At 30.5% G+C, this 21565-nt stretch carries 19 protein-coding genes and 2 tRNA genes; 17 read left to right on the top strand and 4 right to left on the bottom strand.

Annotation, left to right across the window (positions count from 1 at the left end; translation table 11 throughout):
- The 3 genes from FBE96_RS06310 to FBE96_RS06300 are packed head-to-tail and all read left to right on the top strand — an operon-like array spanning position 1 to position 2536.
- Positions 1-1236 carry a malic enzyme-like NAD(P)-binding protein gene (locus FBE96_RS06310; RefSeq protein ID WP_002871652.1) on the top strand — a complete coding sequence of 412 codons (1236 nt, stop codon included), beginning with the start codon at positions 1-3 and terminating at the stop codon, positions 1234-1236.
- Positions 1233-1859 carry a uracil phosphoribosyltransferase gene (upp, locus tag FBE96_RS06305; protein WP_002905810.1) on the top strand — a complete coding sequence of 209 codons (627 nt, stop codon included), beginning with the start codon at positions 1233-1235 and terminating at the stop codon, positions 1857-1859. Before FBE96_RS06310 ends, upp begins: the two co-directional genes overlap by 4 nt.
- 5 nt (positions 1860-1864) lie before the next feature.
- Positions 1865-2536, top strand: coding sequence for a menaquinone biosynthetic enzyme MqnA/MqnD family protein (locus tag FBE96_RS06300; RefSeq protein WP_002871654.1), 672 nt, complete (start codon positions 1865-1867; stop codon positions 2534-2536).
- Here the strand turns inward: FBE96_RS06300 and FBE96_RS06295 are convergent.
- A complete protein-coding gene (locus FBE96_RS06295) occupies positions 2533-3183 on the bottom strand; it encodes a TrkA family potassium uptake protein (protein ID WP_002853664.1) in 651 nt (216 codons plus the stop codon). The two genes, FBE96_RS06300 and FBE96_RS06295, sit on opposite strands and share 4 nt — an antisense overlap.
- Before the next feature lie 10 nt (positions 3184-3193).
- Entirely contained in the window at positions 3194-4537 is a 1344-nt protein-coding gene (locus FBE96_RS06290) for a TrkH family potassium uptake protein (protein WP_002864101.1), read from the bottom strand.
- A 139-nt stretch (positions 4538-4676) separates the two neighbouring features.
- Here FBE96_RS06290 and FBE96_RS06285 point away from each other — a divergent pair.
- Positions 4677-4752: transfer RNA gene (locus FBE96_RS06285), tRNA-Phe, on the top strand.
- 108 nt (positions 4753-4860) lie between these two features.
- Here the strand turns inward: FBE96_RS06285 and FBE96_RS06280 are convergent.
- Together FBE96_RS06280 and FBE96_RS06275 are read right to left on the bottom strand one after the other, a co-directional pair.
- Positions 4861-4937, bottom strand: a tRNA-Ile gene (locus FBE96_RS06280).
- Positions 4938-4990: 53 nt separating this feature from the next.
- Entirely contained in the window at positions 4991-6091 is a 1101-nt protein-coding gene (locus FBE96_RS06275; protein WP_002853654.1) for an FtsW/RodA/SpoVE family cell cycle protein, read from the bottom strand.
- Positions 6092-6168: 77 nt separating this feature from the next.
- On the opposite strand from FBE96_RS06275, the gene FBE96_RS06270 reads away from it, so the two are divergent.
- The 13 genes from FBE96_RS06270 to mnmC all read left to right on the top strand — a co-directional run bounded on the left by FBE96_RS06270 (position 6169) and on the right by mnmC (position 21520).
- Positions 6169-7137: an RluA family pseudouridine synthase gene (locus FBE96_RS06270; RefSeq protein ID WP_002858282.1), complete on the top strand. Its 969-nt coding sequence runs from the start codon at positions 6169-6171 to the stop codon at positions 7135-7137.
- On the top strand, positions 7082-8317 hold the full coding sequence (locus FBE96_RS06265) for a fibronectin type III domain-containing protein (protein ID WP_010891920.1): 1236 nt from the start codon (positions 7082-7084) through the stop codon (positions 8315-8317). Before FBE96_RS06270 ends, FBE96_RS06265 begins: the two co-directional genes overlap by 56 nt.
- The gene (gene trmB / locus FBE96_RS06260) at positions 8317-9495 is read left to right on the top strand and encodes a tRNA (guanosine(46)-N7)-methyltransferase TrmB (protein WP_002858203.1); all 1179 of its coding nucleotides are present in this window, start codon (positions 8317-8319) and stop codon (positions 9493-9495) included. Before FBE96_RS06265 ends, trmB begins: the two co-directional genes overlap by 1 nt.
- Before the next feature lie 69 nt (positions 9496-9564).
- Positions 9565-10230: an ABC transporter ATP-binding protein gene (locus tag FBE96_RS06255; protein ID WP_002853534.1), complete on the top strand. Its 666-nt coding sequence runs from the start codon at positions 9565-9567 to the stop codon at positions 10228-10230.
- Positions 10217-11023: an FtsX-like permease family protein gene (locus FBE96_RS06250; protein ID WP_002853622.1), complete on the top strand. Its 807-nt coding sequence runs from the start codon at positions 10217-10219 to the stop codon at positions 11021-11023. The genes FBE96_RS06255 and FBE96_RS06250 overlap by 14 nt, the downstream gene beginning before the upstream one ends.
- Positions 11020-12213 (top strand): M23 family metallopeptidase, encoded by a 1194-nt coding sequence (locus tag FBE96_RS06245; protein ID WP_002853860.1) that lies wholly within the window; start codon positions 11020-11022, stop codon positions 12211-12213. The genes FBE96_RS06250 and FBE96_RS06245 overlap by 4 nt, the downstream gene beginning before the upstream one ends.
- A gap of 51 nt (positions 12214-12264) precedes the next feature.
- Positions 12265-12984: a UMP kinase gene (gene pyrH, locus FBE96_RS06240; RefSeq protein WP_002854049.1), complete on the top strand. Its 720-nt coding sequence runs from the start codon at positions 12265-12267 to the stop codon at positions 12982-12984.
- 10 nt (positions 12985-12994) lie between these two features.
- A complete protein-coding gene (locus FBE96_RS06235; protein WP_002853464.1) occupies positions 12995-13219 on the top strand; it encodes a DNA-directed RNA polymerase subunit omega in 225 nt (74 codons plus the stop codon).
- Positions 13203-15398, top strand: coding sequence for a bifunctional (p)ppGpp synthetase/guanosine-3',5'-bis(diphosphate) 3'-pyrophosphohydrolase (locus FBE96_RS06230; protein WP_002866265.1), 2196 nt, complete (start codon positions 13203-13205; stop codon positions 15396-15398). The genes FBE96_RS06235 and FBE96_RS06230 overlap by 17 nt, the downstream gene beginning before the upstream one ends.
- Before the next feature lie 11 nt (positions 15399-15409).
- Entirely contained in the window at positions 15410-16615 is a 1206-nt protein-coding gene (tyrS, locus tag FBE96_RS06225; RefSeq protein ID WP_002871656.1) for a tyrosine--tRNA ligase, read from the top strand.
- Entirely contained in the window at positions 16612-17703 is a 1092-nt protein-coding gene (locus FBE96_RS06220; RefSeq protein ID WP_002871657.1) for a nitronate monooxygenase family protein, read from the top strand. The genes tyrS and FBE96_RS06220 overlap by 4 nt, the downstream gene beginning before the upstream one ends.
- A complete protein-coding gene (locus FBE96_RS06215; RefSeq protein ID WP_002871658.1) occupies positions 17703-19682 on the top strand; it encodes an N-acetylmuramoyl-L-alanine amidase in 1980 nt (659 codons plus the stop codon). The genes FBE96_RS06220 and FBE96_RS06215 overlap by 1 nt, the downstream gene beginning before the upstream one ends.
- The gene (gene mnmC / locus FBE96_RS06210) at positions 19679-21520 is read left to right on the top strand and encodes a bifunctional tRNA (5-methylaminomethyl-2-thiouridine)(34)-methyltransferase MnmD/FAD-dependent 5-carboxymethylaminomethyl-2-thiouridine(34) oxidoreductase MnmC (RefSeq protein ID WP_002871659.1); all 1842 of its coding nucleotides are present in this window, start codon (positions 19679-19681) and stop codon (positions 21518-21520) included. Before FBE96_RS06215 ends, mnmC begins: the two co-directional genes overlap by 4 nt.
- Positions 21521-21565: the final 45 nt, after the last annotated feature.

Below are 21565 nucleotides of genomic sequence, written 5' to 3'. Positions count from 1 at the left end.
ATGAATTTAAAAGAAGAAGCTTTAAAATACCATTTAGGTGGGAAAATTGATATTGTACCAAGTAAGCCAATGGCTACAAGCCATGATCTATCTTTGGCGTATAGCCCAGGAGTTGCAGAACCTTGCCTTGAAATCGCTAAAGATAATGAGCTTGCTTATACTTATACAAATAAGGCTAATTTAGTAGCTATAGTTAGTGATGGTTCTGCTGTTTTAGGACTTGGAAACATAGGAGCACAGGCTTCAAAACCTGTTATGGAAGGTAAGGCTTGTTTGTTTAAAAAATTTGCAAATGTCAATGCTTATGATATAGAAATTGATGTTCATAGTATAGAAGAGATTGTAAATTTTTGCAAGTCTTTGGCTCCAACTGTGGGCGGGATCAATTTAGAAGATATTGCTGCGCCAAAATGTTTTGAAATTGAAGCGGCTTTGCAAGATTTAGGAATTCCTGTAATGCATGATGATCAACATGGAACGGCTATTATTTCAACTGCGGGACTTATGAATGCTATGGAAATAAGTGGTAAAAAATTTAAAGACATCAAAGTAGTTGTAAGTGGTGCAGGTGCTGCAGGTATAGCAAGTGCTAAAATGTATAGAAATTTAGGGGTCGAAAATATTATTTTAGTAGATAGCAAAGGAGTGATTTCTAAAGATAGAAATGATTTAACTCCTCAAAAGCTTGAATTTGCTGTTGATTCTAAGGAAAAGACTTTAAAAGAAGTTTTAAAAGGAGCTGATGTTTTCCTAGGACTTAGTGCACCAAAAATTCTTGATGATGAAATGGTTTTAAGCATGGCAAAAGATCCTGTGATTTTTGCTTTGGCAAATCCTATTCCTGAAGTGATGCCTGAAGATGTAGCTAGACTTAGAAAAGATGCGATTGTAGGAACAGGAAGAAGTGATTATCCAAATCAAATCAATAATGTTTTAGGTTTTCCTTTTATTTTCCGTGGGGCTTTAGATGTGCGTGCAAGTAAAATCACTGAAAATATGAAAGTAGCGGCTGCTAAAGCATTAGCAGATCTTGCAAAACTTCCTGTAAGTGATGCAGTTAAAAAGGCTTATAATTTAAGTACCTTAGAATTTGGAAGAGATTATGTCATACCAAAACCTTTTGATGAAAGAGTAAAAGCTGCAGTAAGTACAGCTGTAGCAGCAGCTGCGGTAAAAGATGGTGTGGCTAAGGTAAAAAATTTTAACGAGAAAGCTTATTTTGAAAGCTTAAAATGAAAAATATTCATTGTATCAATCATCCATTGATCGAACATAAGTTAGGAATTTTAAGGGCTAAAGAGACAAAGCCCTTTCAATTTCGTATGTTAATCGATGAAATTTCATCTTTTTTGCTTTTTGAAGTGAGTAAAGATTTTTCTTTAAAAGAAATTGAAATTTCAACACCTATGCAAAAAACTATAGTAAAAAAACTTGATGAAAAGATTATGATTTGTCCTATTTTAAGAGCTGCATTAGGAATGCTTGAAAGTGTTTTTAAGATGATTCCTGATGCAAGTGTTGGATTTTTGGGGTTTGTGAGAAATGAAGAGACTTTAAAGGCGGATTTTTATTTTCAAAAACTTCCCAAAGATGCAAAAAAACGCACCGCTATTGTTATAGATCCTATGTTTGCTACAGGTGGGACTGCTATAGAGGCTTGTAATTTTTTAAAAAGCCAAGGAGTTAAAAAAATAAAATTTATATCCATACTTGCTGCTTTACAAGGTTTGCAAAAATTTAGCCAAATGCATGATGATGTAGAAGTTTTTGTGGCTTGTATTGATGAAGGTTTAAATGAAAAAGGTTATATTATCCCAGGGCTTGGAGATGCAGGAGATAGAGTGTTTAACACTCTTTAAAAGAGATGATTTTTGGAAAAATTGATTATATTAATCTTTTGCCTTTGCATATATATCTTAAGAAATATCCTTTACCTAATGGTTTTAAAGCAAGTATGGAGCATAAAAAAGGAGTTCCAAGTAAGCTAAATAAAGATTTATTTTATAGAAGAATTGATGCAGCTATCATTTCAAGCATAGAAAGCGCTAGAAAAAAATATAAAAATTTAGATTTGGGTATTTGTGCCAATAAAAGAGTTTTAAGTGTTTTGGTAGAAAAAAATACATTAAATGCCAAAGATCCAAGTTCAGCAACTTCAAATGCTTTAGCTAAAGTATTAAAACAAGATGGAAAAGTAATTATAGGCGATAAGGCTTTAAAGCTTTATCTAAAAGATCCTTCTAAATATATCGATTTATGTGCAAAATGGCACGAAAAAACAGGATTGCCTTTTGTTTTTGCTAGATTTTCTTGTGTGCAAAAAAAAGCTTTATATAAACAAATTTTGAAAAAATTTCCAAAAACAAAGATTAAAATTCCCTATTATATACTTCAAAAATATGCCAAAACAAGGGATTTAGATATAAAAGATGTTAGATATTATTTAGATGAAGTTATATATCATAAAATTTCTACCAAAGAAAAAACAGCCTTAAAGCGTTTTGTAAAGGCTTGCAAGGCTTTAAATCTTGCTTAGTGTTCAAATTCTCTAAGTTCTTTAACTGTTCCAAGGAGTATTACAACATCTCCACTATAAACTGTCGTGGTTTCTAAATCAGGTAGTATTTCCCAGTCGCTATTTAATTTTTTATAAGAAATCACTTTCATATTTTGTGCTACATGTTTTAAAGAATTTCCTGCTAATTTTTCATCTATATTGATCTTAATAGCTCGTATAGTATTTGCTGAAAGATCAAAAACTTCATAATCAGCATCTTTAGTTAAAAATTCTTTTACTAGTCTTTTAGCACTTTCTTTTTCAGGATAAATAACCTTTGTTGCACCTAACTTAGAAAGAATTTGACCATGGATATTAGAGGTTGCTTTAGCAATGATATTTTTAACACCTATATCTTTAAGCGCCATAAGAGTAAGGATTGATTTTTCAACATTTTCTCCTATGCTAACAATAACAACTTCAACATCATGAAAGCCTGCTTCTTTTAGGGCTGAAATATTTGTAGAATCTAAAATATAAGCATAGCTTGGAGGATTTTGTATACTTTTTAAAGCTTCCTCATCTTTATCCGCAACGATAACAGTATGACCTCCAGCAATGAGTTCATCTGCTACAACTGATCCAAATTTTCCAAGTCCTATGATTCCATAATTAAGATTTTTCACGATTTTACCTTTATAAATTAACCTTTCCTTCAGGGAATTTTAAATGAATAGCTTTGTCTTGTTTGAATACCGAGAGTAAAAAAGCAAAAACACCTATCCTACCACTTAGCATCATAATGATGATAATCACCTTGCTAGGATCACTAAACAAAGCGCATAAAGATAAAGTTCCACCATTTCCTACTGAAATTCCTACGGTTGCAAAAGCCGAAGAAGTTTCAAAAAGCAAGGCTATAAAATCAAATTTTGACTCTAGCAAGGAAAGCAAAATAACAGCTATTACTATATAAACAGCTGAACCTACAGCTATAATAAAAGCTTTAGATATAGTTTCTCTTGGAATTTCATGTCCAAAAATTCTAACTCTTCCATCGCGGATACTCCAATAAGCATAGAGCAATAAAACCATTACAGTTGTTACTTTCATACCCCCAGCTGTTCCACCTGGTGCACCACCAATAACCATAAACAATGATCCAAAAAATAAGCTTGCATCATGCAAATGTCCCATATCTAAGGTATTAAATCCTGCTGTGCGGTAATTAATAGCGATAAAATATGAGCTTAAAATTTTATCAAAAAATGAAAAATGTCCTATAGTTTGAGGATTTGAGTATTCAAAAGCAAAAATAATAAGCGTTGAAGAGAAAATAAGAAAAATACTTGCAACAACAACCATTTTTGTATGTAGGCTTAAATTTTGCAATTTTTTTCTTTGAAAAAAGTATAATTCAACCAAAACAAAATATCCAAGCCCTCCAATAATAATCAAAGAAGTGATAATAAGATTAATTGCTATATCATGTTTATAAGCTATAAATCCATGTTCAAATATAGTAAATCCAGAATTATTAAAAGCGCTAATAGAATGAAAAATTCCAAACCATAAAGCTTTCTTAAAATTCATTTCAAGGGCAAAACGCATGGTGAGAAGTATAGCACCTATCAATTCTATAGTAAAAATGAACAGCAAAACCTTTTTAAAAAATTTAAATAAACCATCCATTGATGGATAAAATAAAGACTCTTTTAGTAAATTTCTTGCACTAAAACCAACTTTTTTGCGTATGAGTATATAAACAAATAAACCTATACCCATATATCCCAAGCCTCCAATTTGCACCAAAGCTAAGATAATAATTTGTCCTGCTAAGGTAAAATCAACCGCAGTGTTCTTAACTACTAATCCTGTCATACTAACAGCAGATGTGCTTGTAAAAAAGGCATCTAAAAAATCAATAGGAGTTGTATGTGCCCAGCTTGAATGTAGCAATAAAGCCCCAAACAATGCAATAATAATATAACCAGCTAGTAAAATTTTAAAAGTTCGTCTATCTAGTCCAAATTGTTTCAAAAAATTTCCATTTGATAATGATCTAAAGCGGGTATTCTATCTTATTAAAACTTTAAGGGAAATAAAATTTTATTTTTGTATTTAAACTTAAATTAAAGAAAAAAAGATACAATTACATTTTTACTTTATCAAACATTGTGGTTGGATAGCTCAGTCGGTAGAGCAGCAGACTGAAAATCTGCGTGTCGGCAGTTCGATTCTGCCTCTAACCACCACTTTATCTTTCAAAAAATCACATCACATACTTTTTTTATATAAGATTGAAATATTTAAAGAACTAAAAGTTATTTTTTAAAGAAAGAGTCTATAGCTTATATGTAGAATGGTGGATTTAGCAGGACTCGAACCTGCGACCAACCGGTTATGAGCCGGTTGCTCTAACCAACTGAGCTATAAATCCGCCTAAGTTGAATTAAAAGATAAAATTATATCTTATTAATGCTTAAAAATATTTTATTTAGCCTTTATATCCGTCCAAAAATATCTAAAAGTGATTAAATGCTGTAAAATTCCAAAAAAAATCATAAAAATAGTAAAAGAACTTCCACCATAACTAAAAAAAGGCAAAGGGATCCCAACTACTGGTGCAAAACCTATAGTCATTGAAATATTTACTGCCGCATAAATAAAAATAAATAATGCAACACAATTAATAGCAACTCTAGCAAAATAATCATCTTTAAGTTTATAATTTAAACTAAGTAGATGAAAAATAAGTAAAATATAAAATATAATTAATGTCAATCCCCCAATAAATCCAAATCTTTCTATCATGTAAGCGAAAATAAAATCACTAGTTGAAATAGGTAAAAATTTAAAATGAGTTTGCGTAGCTTCATCTTGAGATTTTCCGGTTAAACCACCATTTCCAATAGCTATCATTGATTGGGCTACTTGATAACTTGGTTTTTCTGAAATAAAATCATGAATTCTTTGCTTTTGGTAGGGTTTTAAAAGATGTGTATAAATAATAGGAGAGCTAACACTTATAGCTATAACAATACTTAACCAAATTTTATAATGAACTCCCATGATAAAAAGCACTCCAAAACCAACAAGTAGTAAAACCATAGCACTTCCTAAATCAGGTTCTTTTGCAATTAGCAAAAAAGGCAAGATGATGTAAAAGCTAAGTTTGATGAATTGTTTAAGTTTGTATCCATTTTTTGGAGGAGGATTTTGATAAATAAGATAGGCAAGCATTAAAATAAAACTAGGTTTAAAAATTTCAGAAGGTTGTATAGTAAAGTGAGTAAAAGGAATTTCAAGCCATCTTTTAGCACCTAATTTTTCAACCCCAAAAATATCTACGCTTAGCAATAAAAAAATATTAATCCAATAAGCAACAGGAATAATCCAAATAAATTTCCTTATGGGAAAGAAGAAAAAAACCATAAAAGCAAACAATCCCACACAGGCATAAACAAACTGTTTTTCTGCTAAAAAAGGATTAGCTTCAAAGATTAAGAAAAATGAAATAAGAATTATGGGTAAAAATAAAATGGGTTGCATATAGTCAAAATGAGTTAAAATTCTTCTATCTAATCTAAACAAAATTTGCCTTCAGTTGGTAATATAAAGCTATAATTATAAACTAAAATTTTAAATTTATCAAAACCTCTAAGGAAAAAATGCAAACTTTTTTAGTAGATGAAAATTCAAGGCTTGATGTATTTTTGGCTAAAAAATTAAACCAAAGTCGCAATCAAGTTGCTTTACTTATAGAAAAAGATTGTGTACAGGTTAATGATAAAATTCAAGATAAAAATTCATTTAAGCTTAAAAATGGTGATATTATTTCTATTGCAAGTTTAAAGCTTTGCAATGAGATAAAACCTCAGTTTGAAGTGGATTTTGATATTGATGTGTTATACGAAGATGAAGACTTGCTTGTTTTAAATAAACCTTCAAATTTAGTCGTTCATGGAGCAAGTAGCGTTAAAAATGCCACTTTGGTGGATTGGTTAATAGAAAAAAAATATACTTTATCAAATTTAGGAGGAGAGATAAGAGCTGGTCTTGTCCATAGATTAGATAAAGATACAAGCGGAGCTATACTAATAGCGAAAAATAATTTCACCCATCAAAAATTAAGTGAACAGCTTGCAGATAAAAGCATGGGAAGAATTTACCTTGCGTTAATTGATTTGCCACTAAAAGAAGATAAAATTATAGTAGAAAAATTTTTAATGCGTTCGCCTTCTAATGCTATTAAAAAAATAGCCATAGATAAGGAAAATAAATTCAGTAAAAACGCAAAATCAGCTTTTATAAATGTAGTAAAAACTGAAAATTTAACTTTGATGGCTGCTAAGCTTTTTACAGGAAGAACTCATCAAATTAGAGCGCATTTGGCTAGTTTAAATCGCTATATTTTAGGTGATAGTTTGTATGGTTATAAGGGTAAGTATGATTGTAGGATAATGTTACATGCTTATTTTTTGTATTTTATCCATCCAAAAACCAAAGAACAAATTTTTGTTAAAGCACCTTTGATGGAAGATTTTAAAAATATTATGTTTGAACAAATTAATTTAGGAGAGAATGATGAAAAGATTTCGCTTGAGTTTTTACTTGAGTTTTTTAACTCTTTTGCTTAGCGCTTGTAGTGTTTCGCAAATGAATTCGCTAGCTTCAAGTAAAGAGCCTGCTGTAAATGAAAGCTTGCCAAAGGTTGAAAGTTTAAAAAGTCTTAGTGATATGAGTAATATTGCTTTTGAATGGGAGCCTTTATATAATGAAAATATTAAAGGATTTTATTTGTATCGTTCTAGTGATGAAAATCCTGATTTTAAACTTGTAGGCACTATTAAAGATAAGTTTCAAACTCATTATGTAGATACTAAATTAGAGCCTGGTACTAAGTATCGTTATATGATGAAAAGCTTTAATGAGCAAGGACAAATTTCAGAAGATGGCAAGGTTATAGAAGTGAGCACAGCTCCAAGACTTGAAGCTGTTCCTTTTGTTCAAGCTGTGACTAATTTGCCTAATCGTATTAAACTTATTTGGCGTCCGCATCCTGATTTTAGGGTTGATTCTTATATTATTGAAAGAACCAAAGGTGATGATAAAGAATTTAAAAAAATTGCAGAAGTAAAAAATCGTTTAAACGCTGAATACATCGATAGTGATTTAAAGCCTAATGAAAATTCAAGTTATAGAATTATTGCTGTGAGTTTTAATGGGATAAAGAGTGGGTCAAGTCAAGTTGTAAGTTCTACAAGCAAGGCTTTACCTCCTCAAGTTGAGCATTTAAGTGCTAGCACAGATGGTTCTAGTAAAATCATTTTAACTTGGGATGCTCCTACGTATGAAGATTTTTCTTATTATAAAGTTTATTCTACGAGCTCAAGCTTCCTTCCTTTTAGTGTTTTGGCAAAGACTGATAAAAATTCTTATGAGGATATAGTAGAAGGAGCAGGTAAAAGCAAGTATTATAAAGTAACAATGGTGGATAAAGATGGTCTTGAAAGTCCTATGCCAAAAGATGGTGTAGAAGGTAAAACTTTAGGCAACCCTTTGGCTCCTAGTATTATTTTGGCTCAAAGTACAAGCGAAGGGATAAATTTAGAATGGAGTGATAATGATACTAGAGCTGTTGAGTATGAAGTAAGACGCTATGGCGGGGAGCAAAATGCAGTTTTTAAAGGCATTAAAGAAAAGCGATTAAAAGATGTAAAAGCTTTGCCAGGGGTGGAATATAGTTATGAAGTTATTGCTATTGATTCAGCCGGGCTTCGTTCAGAACCTTCAAGCAAAGTTAAGGCGGCTCAGTAGTGCCAAATTTTAAAAGTAAAAAGATCAAAGAAATAAATCTGCCTTATAGTAAGGATGATGTTGAATTTCTTTGGCTTGCTAAGAATGATAATGTTAGTCTTATTTATACAAAGGTTCAAGAAGAGAGTTTTTTTCTGCAGATTAAAAAAGCACAAAATGGTTTTGTGATTAAAGGCGATAAACATACAAAACCTTCTAAAATAGGTTATTTGCAAAAGGCTTTAAAAATCTTTAAAGAAGGTTTTTGTGAGGATATTATCAATGAAGCTTTTGGACTTAAAAATAATGCTTTAATTGAAAAAACACCATTTATCGTTGATAATTTTGATGAGCTTTTATCTAGACTTCAAGGTAAAATTTATATAGAAATAGGCTTTGGATCAGGAAGACATTTGCTTTATCAAGCAAAAGAAAATCCAAATGTTTTAATTTTAGGGGTGGAAATTTACAACCCAGCTTTAACTCAAGTGGCTAAACTTGCTAAAGCACAAAATGTAAATAATATTTTGCTAATCCAAAGTGATGCGAGATTGTTATTGAGTGTATTAAAATCAAAATCAGTTGAAAAGATTTTTTTACATTTCCCTGTTCCTTGGGATAAAAAGCCTCATAGGCGAGTTATTGGGAAAGATTTTTGCAAAGAATGTGCTAGGGTTTTAGTTCAAAATGGTCGTTTTGAGCTTAGAACAGATAGTTTTGAGTATTTTAATTTTACTTTAGAGCAATTTTTGACTTTTCCTGCTCCAAAATTTAGCCTTAGAAAAAATGAAAATTTAGAAATTTCAAGCAAATATGAAGATAGATGGAAAAAGCAAGAAAAAAATATATATGATCTTTGGGTGTGGAATTTTAACCAAGAGTGTAAAAACTATGAGTTAAATGAATTTAATCTCTCATCGGTTGAATTTTCTAAAGAGGATTTGAAAAAAATAGAGCAGAACTTTAAAAATATTACTATAAAAAAAGATGATTTTTTCTTGCATTTTGAAAGCATCTATAAACAAGATGAGAATTTGCTTTTAAAGGTTGCTTTTGGAGCTTTTAATAAGCCTGAACATTGTTATTTGCATCTTGATAAAACGATTGATTTTGCTTTTAAAGAGCCATTTAAAATTCAAGAAAATATTAAAGCGATAAATGAATTAAAAGAAATTTTAAAAGTTCAGTTTAAAATATAATTTTTCTTGAAAATTAAGCAAAAATAAAGCATAATTTAAAAATTTAAAAAGGGAAATTAAGGAAAAAGGATGCCTAATTTAATCCAAGCAAATAAACTTACTTTAGGTTATGATGAACTAGTTATTAAAGAAGCGAGTTTTGCTTTTAAGGATGATGATTTTGTTTTTATTACGGGTAAAAGTGGGAGTGGTAAGAGTACGCTTTTAAAGTCTTTTTATGGAGATTTAGAACCTATTTCTGGTAAACTTGAAGTATGTGGATCTTTGATGAATAAAATTGGAAATTTAGAACTTTTAAAATTACGTCAAAGAATAGGGATTATTTTTCAAGATTATAAACTTGTACAAGAATATAGTGTTGAAAAAAATGTTATGTTGCCTTTAATGATTAAAGGTTATAGCAAAAAAGTATGCCATGATCAAGCTACTAAGCTTTTAAAGCATGTAAATTTAACTTTTAAAGCAGATAAATTGCCTAATCAACTTAGCGGTGGTGAGCAACAACGCGTCGCTATGGCTAGGGCTTTAGCTCATAATCCAAAGCTTTTGCTTTGCGATGAGCCAACGGGAAATTTGGACGAGTATTCTTCTGATATTATATGGACTCTTTTAAAGTCTGCTAGAGAGCTTTTAGGAACTTGTGTTATAGTGGTAACACATAGAATTCCTAGTAATTTAAGAGTGGATTATCGTCGTTTTAATATAGAAAATGGAAAAATGAATGAAATTTTTTAAAACACATTTATCTTTAATTTTACCTTTACTTTTTATGATGTTTGCTTTTGAATTTATTTTGATTACAAATGCAACTTTGAAGCATTATGAAGAACTTGTTAATAAAGATTATAATATTATAGTTGTCAGCAAAACTGAACTTGATCAGAATGTAGTAAAAACAAAAGTACCATTTTTTGCTGGACTTGAATCTTTAGATCCTAAGGATTTAATTGATCGTTTGAAAAATGATGTTTCTGAAAAGAATTTGAAAGTTTTAAAAGATTCTCTGCCAAAATTTTATACTTTAAAATTAAATTCTTTACCCGATCAAAATGAACTAAATTCGATTAAAAATCAACTTTTAAATATTGTAGGTGTTAGTAAGGTTGAAACTTTTTCCAAAACCCATGATAAGATATATTCTTTGCTTATTTTGATGAAATTTGTTTTTTGGTTATTTTTGTTTATCATTATTTTACTTGCCTTTGTTTTGTTTTTAAAACAGATGAGAATTTGGCTTTATGAACATACCGATCGTATTGAAATTATGTGTTTATTTGGAGCTCCGTTTTGGTTTAGATCTTTTATGCTTTATAAGGTGGTTGTGGTTGATTGTTTTATTGCTTTTGTTATTTTACTTGCCTTTTTTACCCAAATTTTTGATCTTTCTATTATCCAAGAAAGTTTAAAGGCTGTAGATATTATTTTTCCACCTATTAATTTTATTTTACATTTGACTTTAATTTTTTTAGCTACTTTGTTTATTTGCTTGTTGTGTGTAAATACGGTTATGTTTAAGGTTAAAAGATGAGAAAAAATATTCTTATCTTTTTTTGTTTTTTTTTGTTTGTTGATATAAGTTTAGCAAACGCTATAAATGAAAAAACAAAAAGTTTAGAAGAAAATAAACGCATACAAGAACAGTTAAATAAAAAACTTGAAGATTTGGCTAGCGATATTTTAAATGGTGAAAAAAGTTTGAAAGATCTAAGTTTGCAAATTGAAAGCTTAAATTCACAAACTTCTAAGCTTGAAGCAAGTGCTAAGGCTCAAAATCAAGAGTTAAACACCCTTACAAGCCAAAATGAAGATTTGCTTAAAAGTAAATCAAATATGGAAGGTAAGCTTATATCTTTAATGGCTAAAGATTTTGCTTATGATTTACCTATCCCTCAAGGCTATATTGAAAGTGAAGAAAGTTTTATGGCTTTTGAAATTTTAGGAAGTTTAAACAAAGTTTTAAATGAAGAAATTTTTAAAATTTCTAAAGATTATGAGGGAGTAAGCAGGCTTATTGATGATAAACAAGCTCAGATTAAGAAAATCAATGAAAGTCTTAAGGATTACAACGCTCAATTAGCCAAGCTTCAAAGTTTAAAACAAAAACAAATTAGCGAAATTAATAAACAAAAAACAGATCGAGCTATATATGCAAAAAAACTCGATGATTTACAAGCTCAGCAAGAAGAGCTTAGAAAAACATTAAATCAATTAAAAATTATTAATGATAAAGAAGATGCAAATTCAAACAAAAATGATACTAAAATAGTAAAAAATAATCAAAAAATAAGACAATTAGGTTCAAGCTATCAAGGAAGTTCAGTCAAGCGTTACACAGGAAAAAAAACCATAGCTCCATTGGATTCTTTTACTGTGAAGCAAAAATTTGGAAATTATGTTGATCCTGTTTACAATCTTAAAATTTTTAACGAGAATGTAGTTTTAAGAAGCAATAAAAGCGATGCAGTTGTTAAAAATGTGCTAGATGGAAAAATAGTTTTTGCTAAAGATACTAGTATGCTAGCTCGAGTTGTTATTGTTGAACATGATAATGGCATACATACAATATACGCACATTTAGATAAGATTGCTCCTAATATTAAAGTTGGTAAGAATATTAAAAAAGGTGCCGTAGTGGGTAGAATAAAAAATGATCTTACTTTTGAAGTAACTCAAAAAAATTTTCATATCAATCCTTTGGAACTCATTAGCTTAAATTAGCTAAATTTAATGGAATTTAAAATATAATTTCAAGTTAAATAAGGAGAAATAATGCAAGAGAGAAAAAGAGTTTTAGTAAAATTTTCAGGAGAGGCTTTAGCAGGTGAAAATGGCTTTGGTATAGAAAATTCTATTTTAAAATTCATAGCTTCAGAGATTAAAGAACTTATAAAAAATCAAATAGAAGTAGGCATAGTTATAGGCGGTGGTAATATTATTCGCGGAGTAAGTGCTGCTAAGGGCGGATTGATTAAAAGGACAAGTGGAGATCATATGGGGATGCTTGCTACGGTTATCAATGCTATTGCTATACAAGAAGCTTTGGAAAGCTCTGGACTTGAAGTTAGGGTTCAAAGCGCCATTCAGATGGAAGCATTTTGTGAAACTTATATTATGAGAAGAGCGCAAAGACACTTAGAAAAGGGTCGTGTTGTGGTTTTTGCTGCAGGTACTGGAAACCCTTATTTTACTACGGATACAACAGCTATTTTAAGAGCTGTGGAAATTGATGCAGATATGGTAATAAAAGCTACAAAAGTTAATGGAGTTTATGATAAAGATCCAAAACAATTTGATGATGCAGTATTTTTAAATACTTTGAGTTATGATGAGGCTATGCAAGATAATATTAAAGTGATGGATGATACAGCTATAGCTTTAGCTAAAGATAACAAACTTCCTATTGTGGTTTGTAATATGTTTGAAGAGGGTAATTTGCTTAAAATCATACAAGGTGATACTAGCCTTTGTTCAATCGTTAAAAATAATTAAGGAGAAAATTATGGATAAAAGAATAGAAGAAGTAGCGGCAAAAGCTTTGGAAAAAATGGGTAATGATAGATATCGCCTTTCTTTAGTGGTAGCAAAAAGAGCGGAACAATTGGCAAATGGAGCAACCCCTTTGGTAGACTTTGATAAAAATAAAAATAAACTTGCAGATATAGCTTTATATGAAATTGCAGAAAATAAAATCACTTTAGAGGGTTTAGTTGAAACCAATCGATGAAGAATTATTGCTTGAACAATTAATCGATAATGTAAAAAATTGTAAAGATTTAGAAGCTGCTAAGGCTTTGCTTTTCGAAATTTGTGGCCATGATGCCATTCTTGAAAAAGCGGTAGATTACTGTATATTTTGCCATGAAGGGCAGTTTAGAAAAAGTGGAGAGCCTTATGCGGTACATCCTATTTTAGTAGCAACACTGGTTGGATTTTTAAGTGAAAATAAAAGCAATATTTTAGCTGCTTTATTGCATGATGTGATTGAAGATACAAACTGCACTGAAGAAGAACTTAGAGAGCAGTTTGGTTCTGAGGTTTTAAAACTTGTTTTAGGACTTACTAAAATTATAGAAATTAGAGAAGATAATCTCATTTCATCAAAATCTAAAAAAAGTTTAACTAAATCAGCCTTGACTTTCAGAAATATGCTTTTAGCAAGTATTGAAGATGTTGGGGTTTTGATTGTGAAGTTATGCGATAGGCTGCATAATATGCTTACTCTTGATATTCTAAGAGAAGATAAGCAAAAAAGAATCAGCGAAGAAACTTTAGTTGTATATGCCCCAATAGCCCATAGACTTGGTATTTCAAGCATAAAAAATTATTTGGAAGATCTTAGTTTTAAATATCTTATGCCAGATGAGTATAAGCTTATTGACAATTATATCAATTCCAATAATCAAGAAATGCAATTAGGTTTAAATGAATTTATTTCCAAAATCGAACTTTTATTTTTGAGTAATGGCTTTAGACAAGGTAGTTTTGAAATTCAAAAACGCATTAAACATAGCTATTCTATTTATCTTAAAATGCAAAGAAAAGGCATTGGTATTGAAGAAGTTCTTGATTTGCTTGGGGTAAGAATTTTGGTTGAAAAAGTAAGTGATTGTTACTTAGCTTTGGGAATTTTACATACACATTTTAATCCCTTGGTTTCGCGTTTTAAGGATTATATAGCCTTGCCTAAACAAAATGGTTATCAAACTATACATACCACACTTTTTGATGCTAAAAGTATTATAGAGGCACAAATTCGAACTTTTGATATGCATAAAATTGCGGAATTTGGTATAGCAGCGCATTGGAAATATAAAGAAGATGGCAGCGTGGTTGCGCCTCGTCTTGATTGGCTTACAGATATTTCAATGCAAAGTATAAACAATCTTGAAAATGCAGAAGATTATAATGCTATTGAGCTTTATGAATACGCTAAAGATAGTCTTTATGTTGAAGATGTCGCAGTTTATTCTCCTAAGGGAGAAATTTTCACTTTGCCTCGTGGTGCAACGGTTCTTGATTTTGCTTATGAAGTGCATACCAAAGTAGGGCTTCATGCAAAAAGTGCTTATGTAAATCGTATTAAAGTACCTTTGTTAACCGAGCTTAAAAATGGCGATATTGTGCGAGTGGTTACTAGCAATGATAAATTTTATCGCTGTTCTTGGATAGATAGTGTTAAAACAGGAAAAGCAAAAGCAAGTATAAGGGAATTTTGCAAGCAAAAAATCAGAGAGATTAATCTAGCAAGTTCTATTAATATGTTAAGTTTTATTTTTGGAGTTGATAAAAACAGAATTGAAACTTGGATAGAAAAAGAAAATTTAGCCAGACGTATTAGACAAGTAGCAACAGATAGTGCTTATTTGAAAGATATAGTTAATGGTCTTAAAAAATACGCCAAGAAGTCATATTGGTTTGATAAATATGAGATTAAAGAGCAAAAAATAGGAAATTTTACTCTATATTGTAACCATAAAATCGCTAATGTGGATTTTGATTTTTGCTGCCATCCAAAAAGAGGTGATGCTGTTTTAGCTTTTGTTAAAGGTGGTAACGCTATTGTCCATCATAAGCTTTGCGATAGAGCTGATAAAATGATAGATAATAATCAAGATATGGTATTTATAAAATGGGATTCTAACATCCCTAAATCTTATAAATTGATTTTTTCTTTGGAAAATAAAAAAGGTGTTTTAGCGGAATTTTTGGCATTTTTAGCTAAAATGCAGATAAATTTATTAACAATTAATTTATCAAGTGATTTAAATTCGGCGGTAGATTATTTTGAGATTACAATGGAAATTCCTGATAATATCAATCCAGATAGTGTCAAGGATAGGTTAAAATCTCGTTGTAAAATTTTAGATTTTACATCTTTAAATGATGCTTATAAAGAAGGTTAAAAAGGTTTATTATGGATATAAAAAAAATATTAGCAGAAGTTAAGCGTGGTTGTGCAGAGCTTATTGATGAAGAAAGAATAGAAAATTTAATTAAAAATTATTATGAAAAGGGTGAAAATTTCTTTATAAAGGCAGGGTTTGATCCTACAGCGCCTGATTTACATTTAGGCCATAGCGTGGTTTTAACAAAAATGGCTTTTTTGCAAAAACATGGAGCTATTGTGCAGTTTTTGATTGGAGATTTTACAGGACAAATTGGCGATCCAAGTGGAAAAAGTGCAACGCGTAAAAAGCTGGATAAAGAGCAAGTTTTAATCAATGCTAAAACTTATAAAACGCAGGTTTTTAAGGTTTTGGATAAAGAAAAAACACAGATTAAGTTTAATTCTACTTGGCTTAATGAACTTGGAGCCGCGGGTATAGTAGAGCTTACTTCAACTTTTAGTGTAGCTAGAATGCTTGAGCGTGACGATTTTACCAAGAGATTTAAAGAGCAAAGTCCTATTTCGATTTGCGAGTTTTTGTATCCTTTACTTCAAGGATATGATAGTGTGGCTTTAAAAAGCGATATTGAAATGGGTGGAACGGATCAAAAATTTAATCTTTTGATGGGAAGACAGCTTCAAAGAGTTTATAACATAGGAAAAGAACAAGCTGTGATTATGATGCCTTTACTCGAAGGTTTAGACGGTGTAAACAAAATGAGTAAGAGTTTAAATAATTACATTGGTGTTACAGAAAAAGCTAATGATATGTATGCTAAAATTTTAAGTATTAGTGATGAATTGATGTTTAGATATTATGAACTTTTAAGTCAAAAAAGTCTAGAAGAAATTGCGCAAATAAAAAAAGATATAGAACAAGGCAATTTACATCCTAAAAAAGCTAAAGAAAATTTAGCTTTAGAGATTACAGAGCGTTTTCACTCCAAAGAAGAGGCTAATAATGCTAAGTCTGAATTTGATAGAATTCATTCTCAAAATGCTTTGCCAAGTGATATGGCTGAGTTTGAAATACAAGGAAAAATTTGGCTTGCTAAGGCTTTGGTTGAATGTGGTTTGGAAAGTTCTACTTCTGCGGCAAGAAGAAGCATCAGCGCTAATGCAGTAAGTGTAAATTCTCAAAAAGTTAGCGACGAGCAAATATATTTAGAACAAGGAGAATACATCTTACAAATAGGTAAAAGAAAATTTGCAAAATTAAAGGTAAAAGAATGAATTTACAACCCTTACAAATAGGAAAACATACTATAAAATATCCCATTTTTCAAGGAGGAATGGGACTAGGCATAAGCTGGGATAGATTAGCTTCTGCAGTTTCTTTAAATGGTGGACTTGGGATTATTTCTTCTGTGGGAACAGGATATTATGAAGAAAGAAAGTATGCAAGTAAAGAATTAAACGCTAAGCCTTATGGAAGTGAAAATTTTTACTCACGCAAGGGTTTGCAAGCTTTGATTAATAATGCAAGAAAAGTTTGTGGCGATGCACCTTTGGGGTGTAATATCTTATGTGCAAGTAATGATTATGCAAGAATAGCACGCGATGCTTGTGAGGTTGGTTTTAATGTGATTGTTTCAGGTGCTGGACTTCCTACAAATTTACCTGAATTTACTGCAGATTTTCCTGATGTGGCTTTAGTGCCTATCATTTCATCTGCAAAGGCTTTAAAAATTATTTGCAAAAGATGGCAAAGCCGTTACAATCGCTTGCCTGATGCAGTGGTTTTAGAAGGGCCAAAAAGTGGAGGTCATCAAGGTTTTACTTATGAGCAGTGCTTAGATCCAAATTATCAGCTAGAAAAATTAATCGCTCCTGTGGTAGAAGAGGCTAAAAATTGGGGGTCTTTTCCCGTGATTGCTGCAGGTGGAATTTGGGATAAAAAAGATATAGAAAATGCTATTTCTTTAGGGGCTAGTGGTGTTCAAATGGGAACGCGTTTCATAGGAACTTTTGAATGTGATGCGAGTGAAGAGTTTAAAAGCGTTTTGCTAGCTTCTAAAGAAGAAGATATAGAGCTTATTAAATCTCCTGTGGGCTATCCTGCTCGTGGAGTTAGAACCAATCTTTTAAATTTGGTAGATAAAAGAATGGGTCCAAAGATTAATTGTATAAGCAATTGTGTAGCGCCTTGTGGACGTGGAAAAGAGGCGACTAAAGTAGGGTATTGTATAGCAGATAGGCTTTTTGATGCGTGGTCAGGCAAAAAAGAAACAGGACTTTTCTTTACAGGTGTAAATGGATATCGTTTAGATAAGCTTATCAGTGTTAAAGAACTTATGGAAAAATTGGTTAATGGTGAATAATGGCTAAAATTTTTGTATTTTTAGTATTTGCTTTCACAACTCTTTTTGGAGCTTATGAAAATGAACTTGCAAATTTTGATAAAAATTTTATCGGTTCTAAAAGTGAAGTGCAAGTAAAATTTCACCATCAGCTCAAAAGCCTTTATATACAAAGTGTTATTCATGAAGATGAAAAAACTAAAATTGAAATTTTAAAAAGATTGATCATCAGTTCAAATACTTTAAATTTAGATGACAAGTCATATGCTAATGAGTTAAAAGAAAGTGGTATAAGTGAAGCAAGTATTAATGCTTTAAGAAAGGCTGTCATTAAAGATATTAAGGTTCAAAATATTTCTCAAGACACTGAAAAATCAACTTTTGAACCTATAAAAACAGTTCAAAAAAATGAAAAAAAATCATCTAACGAACAAATAAAAAATACAGAAAAAACAAATTCTAAAACTTCGCAAGCACCAAAGAGCAGTATCGTTTCTAAAGCAAAAAGCGATGATAAAATTTATGTTTTAAAGTCAAGTAAAACAAGCCAAGGTGTAGAGTTTGAACTAAATGCAGATTTGGATAAGGATCAATTAAAAAGTTTTGCTTTAGACGAAAAAGGAAACTATCGTTTTATTAGTGATTTTGATGGGGTTTTAGAAGGGGGTAAAAAAGAGTTTAAATTTGATGACTATCGTTTAGTGATTTCACAATTTAATCCCAAAACCATACGCATAGTGGTTTATGCTAAAGAAAAAATTCCTATTGATATATCTTTTAAAGAAGAAAAAATAATTTTTTCAAAAGAAACTACTAGCCAAAAAAAGACTGAGCAAGTTAGTAAAATTTCAGAGAAAAAGCAAGATCAAAAAACAGAAATTAAAACCAAAGTTTTAGAAACAAAAAAACAAGATAAAAAAACCAATAATGAAAAAGAAAATCAAGAACCTTTATATGTTTTAGATGTGGATAAAATTTCTAATGCTGTGGTGTTAAATTTAAGCGATGATTTAGATGAAAAAGAAATAGCAGTATTTGATACCAAAGATCAAAAATTCCGATATGTTGTAAGTTTTAAGGGTGTGTTAGAAGGTAGTAGAAAAAGCTTTACTTTTGGACAAAATGTGATTACAGTTACTCAATACAATCCAAAAACCGTTCGTGTGGTTTTGAGTGCTCCTAAAGAATTTAAACTTTTAAAGGAGTTGGATAATAATAATCTCACTTTAGGTTTTTATATACAAACTACAAATCAAAATGCAAACAAAAAAGCAACTCAAAGTTCTAGTAAAACTTTAAATACGAATTACAAATCAGGAAAGCTTGTGGTTATCGATGCGGGGCATGGTGGAAAAGATAGCGGTGCTTTAAGTGATAAAAAAGGAAGTTTAAAAGAAAAAGATATAGTTTTAAGTACGGCTTTAAAACTTGGAAATGAACTTAAAAAACGCGGTTATAAAGTGCTTTATACTAGAAGTTCGGATAAATTTATCAATCTTCGTGATAGAACCAAATATGCCAATGATAAAAGAGCGGATTTGTTTATTTCTATACATGCTAACGCAGCACCAAATGCCACAAAAGCCAAAAGTAGCGAAGGCGTGGAAACTTTCTTTTTAAGTCCTGCAAGAAGTGAAAGAAGTAAAAAGGCAGCAGAAAAAGAAAATCAAGGGGATTTTGAAGAGATTAATTATTTCTCAAAACAAAGTATTTTAAATTTCTTAAATCGTGAAAAAATCGTTGCTTCAAATAAACTAGCCATTGATGTACAAAAAAATATACTCACTCAAACACGCAAAAAGTATAAAATTGTAGATGGCGGTGTAAGAGAAGCACCTTTTTGGGTTTTAGTAGGTGCGCAAATGCCTGCAATTTTGATTGAAATTGGCTATATTACACATCCAAATGAAGGCAAAAGAATCGCCAATAAAGCTTTTCAAGATTTATTGGTTAAGGGTATTGCCGATGGAGTTGAGAGTTATTTTTATAACAACCGATGAAAAAAGCTAAGCTAATTTTTAAGGATAATACTCCTTTTTCTTTGGATTTTGATGATTTTTATTTTAATTCCAAAGATGGCTTAAATGAAAGCAAATTTGTTTACACTCATTCTTTTGAATGGAAAAATCAAGAAAATTTTATTATCGCAGAGAGTGGTTTTGGTATAGGTTTAAATTTTTTTCTTACTTTGAAACGCTTTTTAGAAACTATCCCTTCTAAGCGTCCTAAAAAACTTTTTTATATTAGCGTAGAAGCTTTTTATATCGAAAAAGAACAATTAAGAGAAATTTATCAAAAACTAGAATTTTATGAAGAGTTTAAAGAGCTTTTAGAACAATTTTTAAAATTTTATCCTAAGGCTAAAGAAGGAATTTATCGTTTTTATTTTGAAGATTGTTTTTTAGATCTTGTTTTTGAAGATATAGCTGTTTTAAAAGAATTGGATTTTAAAGCTGATGTTTGGTATTTAGATGGATTTTCTCCAAATAAAAACTTGCAAATGTTTGATGAAAATTTAATCTTTGAAGTGGCAAGACTTTCTAAAAAAAATACACAAATTTGCACCTTTTCTTCGGCAAGTTTTTTGCAAAAAAATTTAAAAAAATATGGTTTTAGAGTAGAAAAAACCAAAGGTTTTAGAAAAAGAGAAATGATTAAAGCTTATTTGGAAAATGAGCTTGAGTTTAAAGACAAAGAAGCGTATTTTTCAAGAACATTTTCATCTTTAAAAAATAAAAAAGTAGCTATTATTGGCGCAGGTATATCAAGTGCTGTTTTAGCTTATGAGCTTAGCTTAAGAGGTTTTGAAATAGATATTTTTGAAAAACATTTAGAATTAGGCAAGGGTGCAAGTGGAAATGAAAGTGGAATTTTAAGCTCTTTAATCTTAAAGCCTAAGGTAAATTTAGGGGAGTTTTCAGAGCTTTCTTTTATAGAGGCAAGTCGTTTTTATAGACAAATTTTAGATTTAGAATTTAAGGGTGTGGTGGAGTTTGCACATAATGATTTAATGCAAGAAAGATTTGACACGCAAAGAGAAAATGTTTTGTTTAAAATTTCAAAAAATCAAGCTTTTTTAGAAGAGGGTGGAGTGATTTTTCCAAAAAAATTGGTTAAAAATCTTTTTGAAAAAAGCAAAGCTTGTATATATTTTAATCATGAATTTCAAGCTTATAAATTTGAAAATGGGTGTTTTAGTTTAAAATTTAAAAATGATGTTGTTAAAAGTGATTATGCGGTTTTGATTTATGCTATGGGTGCAGATGCAAAAGACTTTGTTTTTTATGATGAGATGAAATTAAGCAAAGTAAGAGGTCAAGTTACACATCTAAAACCTTTTTTAGATACCCCATTTCCTTTATCTTCTAAGGCTTATATTTGCCCTGTAAAAGATGATTTGCAAGTAATTGGTGCAAGTTATGATAGGCTTAATGCAAGTTTAGAATCAAAAGAAGAAGATGATAAACAAAATATAGAAAATATAGCCGATTTTATGGATAAAAATACAAAATTAGAAATCATAGGTTCTAAAGTAGGTTTTAGATCTTATTCGAGTGATCGCTTTATGATAGTTGGAAATGCTTATGATGAAGCGTTTTATAAAGAAAAATATAAAGCTTTATTATGGACAAAAAATAAGGAGCAAAAACCAGCTAAAATGTCTTGTAATTTGTATTTTAATTTTGCTCATGGGTCAAGGGGTTTTAGTACAAGTGTTTTAGCGGCAAGGTATTTGTGTGCATTGATAAATAATGAACCCTTGTGTTTAGAAAAAAAATACATCCACGCTATTCATCCTGCAAGATTTTTGATTCGCAAACTTAAAAAAGGCTTATGATTAAGCTTTAATTAAGAGTGATGCTAATATTTGCTTATGATAGTA

Origin of the sequence: Campylobacter sp. CFSAN093241 (genome assembly GCF_012889595.1) — a bacterium.
Taxonomy (GTDB): domain Bacteria; phylum Campylobacterota; class Campylobacteria; order Campylobacterales; family Campylobacteraceae; genus Campylobacter_D; species Campylobacter_D jejuni.
This window is presented reverse-complemented; position numbering and strand designations above follow the sequence as displayed.

Excerpts from the sequence above, each read along its gene's own strand:
- FBE96_RS06310 (WP_002871652.1), top strand. The coding sequence starts at position 1 with ATGAATTTAAAAGAAGAAGCTTTAAAATACCATTTAGGTGGGAAAATT.
- upp (WP_002905810.1), top strand. The coding sequence starts at position 1,233 with ATGAAAAATATTCATTGTATCAATCATCCATTGATCGAACATAAGTTA.
- FBE96_RS06300 (WP_002871654.1), top strand. The coding sequence starts at position 1,865 with ATGATTTTTGGAAAAATTGATTATATTAATCTTTTGCCTTTGCATATA.
- FBE96_RS06270 (WP_002858282.1), top strand. The coding sequence starts at position 6,169 with ATGCAAACTTTTTTAGTAGATGAAAATTCAAGGCTTGATGTATTTTTG.
- FBE96_RS06265 (WP_010891920.1), top strand. The coding sequence starts at position 7,082 with ATGATGAAAAGATTTCGCTTGAGTTTTTACTTGAGTTTTTTAACTCTT.
- FBE96_RS06255 (WP_002853534.1), top strand. The coding sequence starts at position 9,565 with ATGCCTAATTTAATCCAAGCAAATAAACTTACTTTAGGTTATGATGAA.
- FBE96_RS06250 (WP_002853622.1), top strand. The coding sequence starts at position 10,217 with ATGAAATTTTTTAAAACACATTTATCTTTAATTTTACCTTTACTTTTT.
- FBE96_RS06245 (WP_002853860.1), top strand. The coding sequence starts at position 11,020 with ATGAGAAAAAATATTCTTATCTTTTTTTGTTTTTTTTTGTTTGTTGAT.
- pyrH (WP_002854049.1), top strand. The coding sequence starts at position 12,265 with ATGCAAGAGAGAAAAAGAGTTTTAGTAAAATTTTCAGGAGAGGCTTTA.
- FBE96_RS06235 (WP_002853464.1), top strand. The coding sequence starts at position 12,995 with ATGGATAAAAGAATAGAAGAAGTAGCGGCAAAAGCTTTGGAAAAAATG.
- tyrS (WP_002871656.1), top strand. The coding sequence starts at position 15,410 with ATGGATATAAAAAAAATATTAGCAGAAGTTAAGCGTGGTTGTGCAGAG.
- FBE96_RS06220 (WP_002871657.1), top strand. The coding sequence starts at position 16,612 with ATGAATTTACAACCCTTACAAATAGGAAAACATACTATAAAATATCCC.
- FBE96_RS06215 (WP_002871658.1), top strand. The coding sequence starts at position 17,703 with ATGGCTAAAATTTTTGTATTTTTAGTATTTGCTTTCACAACTCTTTTT.
- mnmC (WP_002871659.1), top strand. The coding sequence starts at position 19,679 with ATGAAAAAAGCTAAGCTAATTTTTAAGGATAATACTCCTTTTTCTTTG.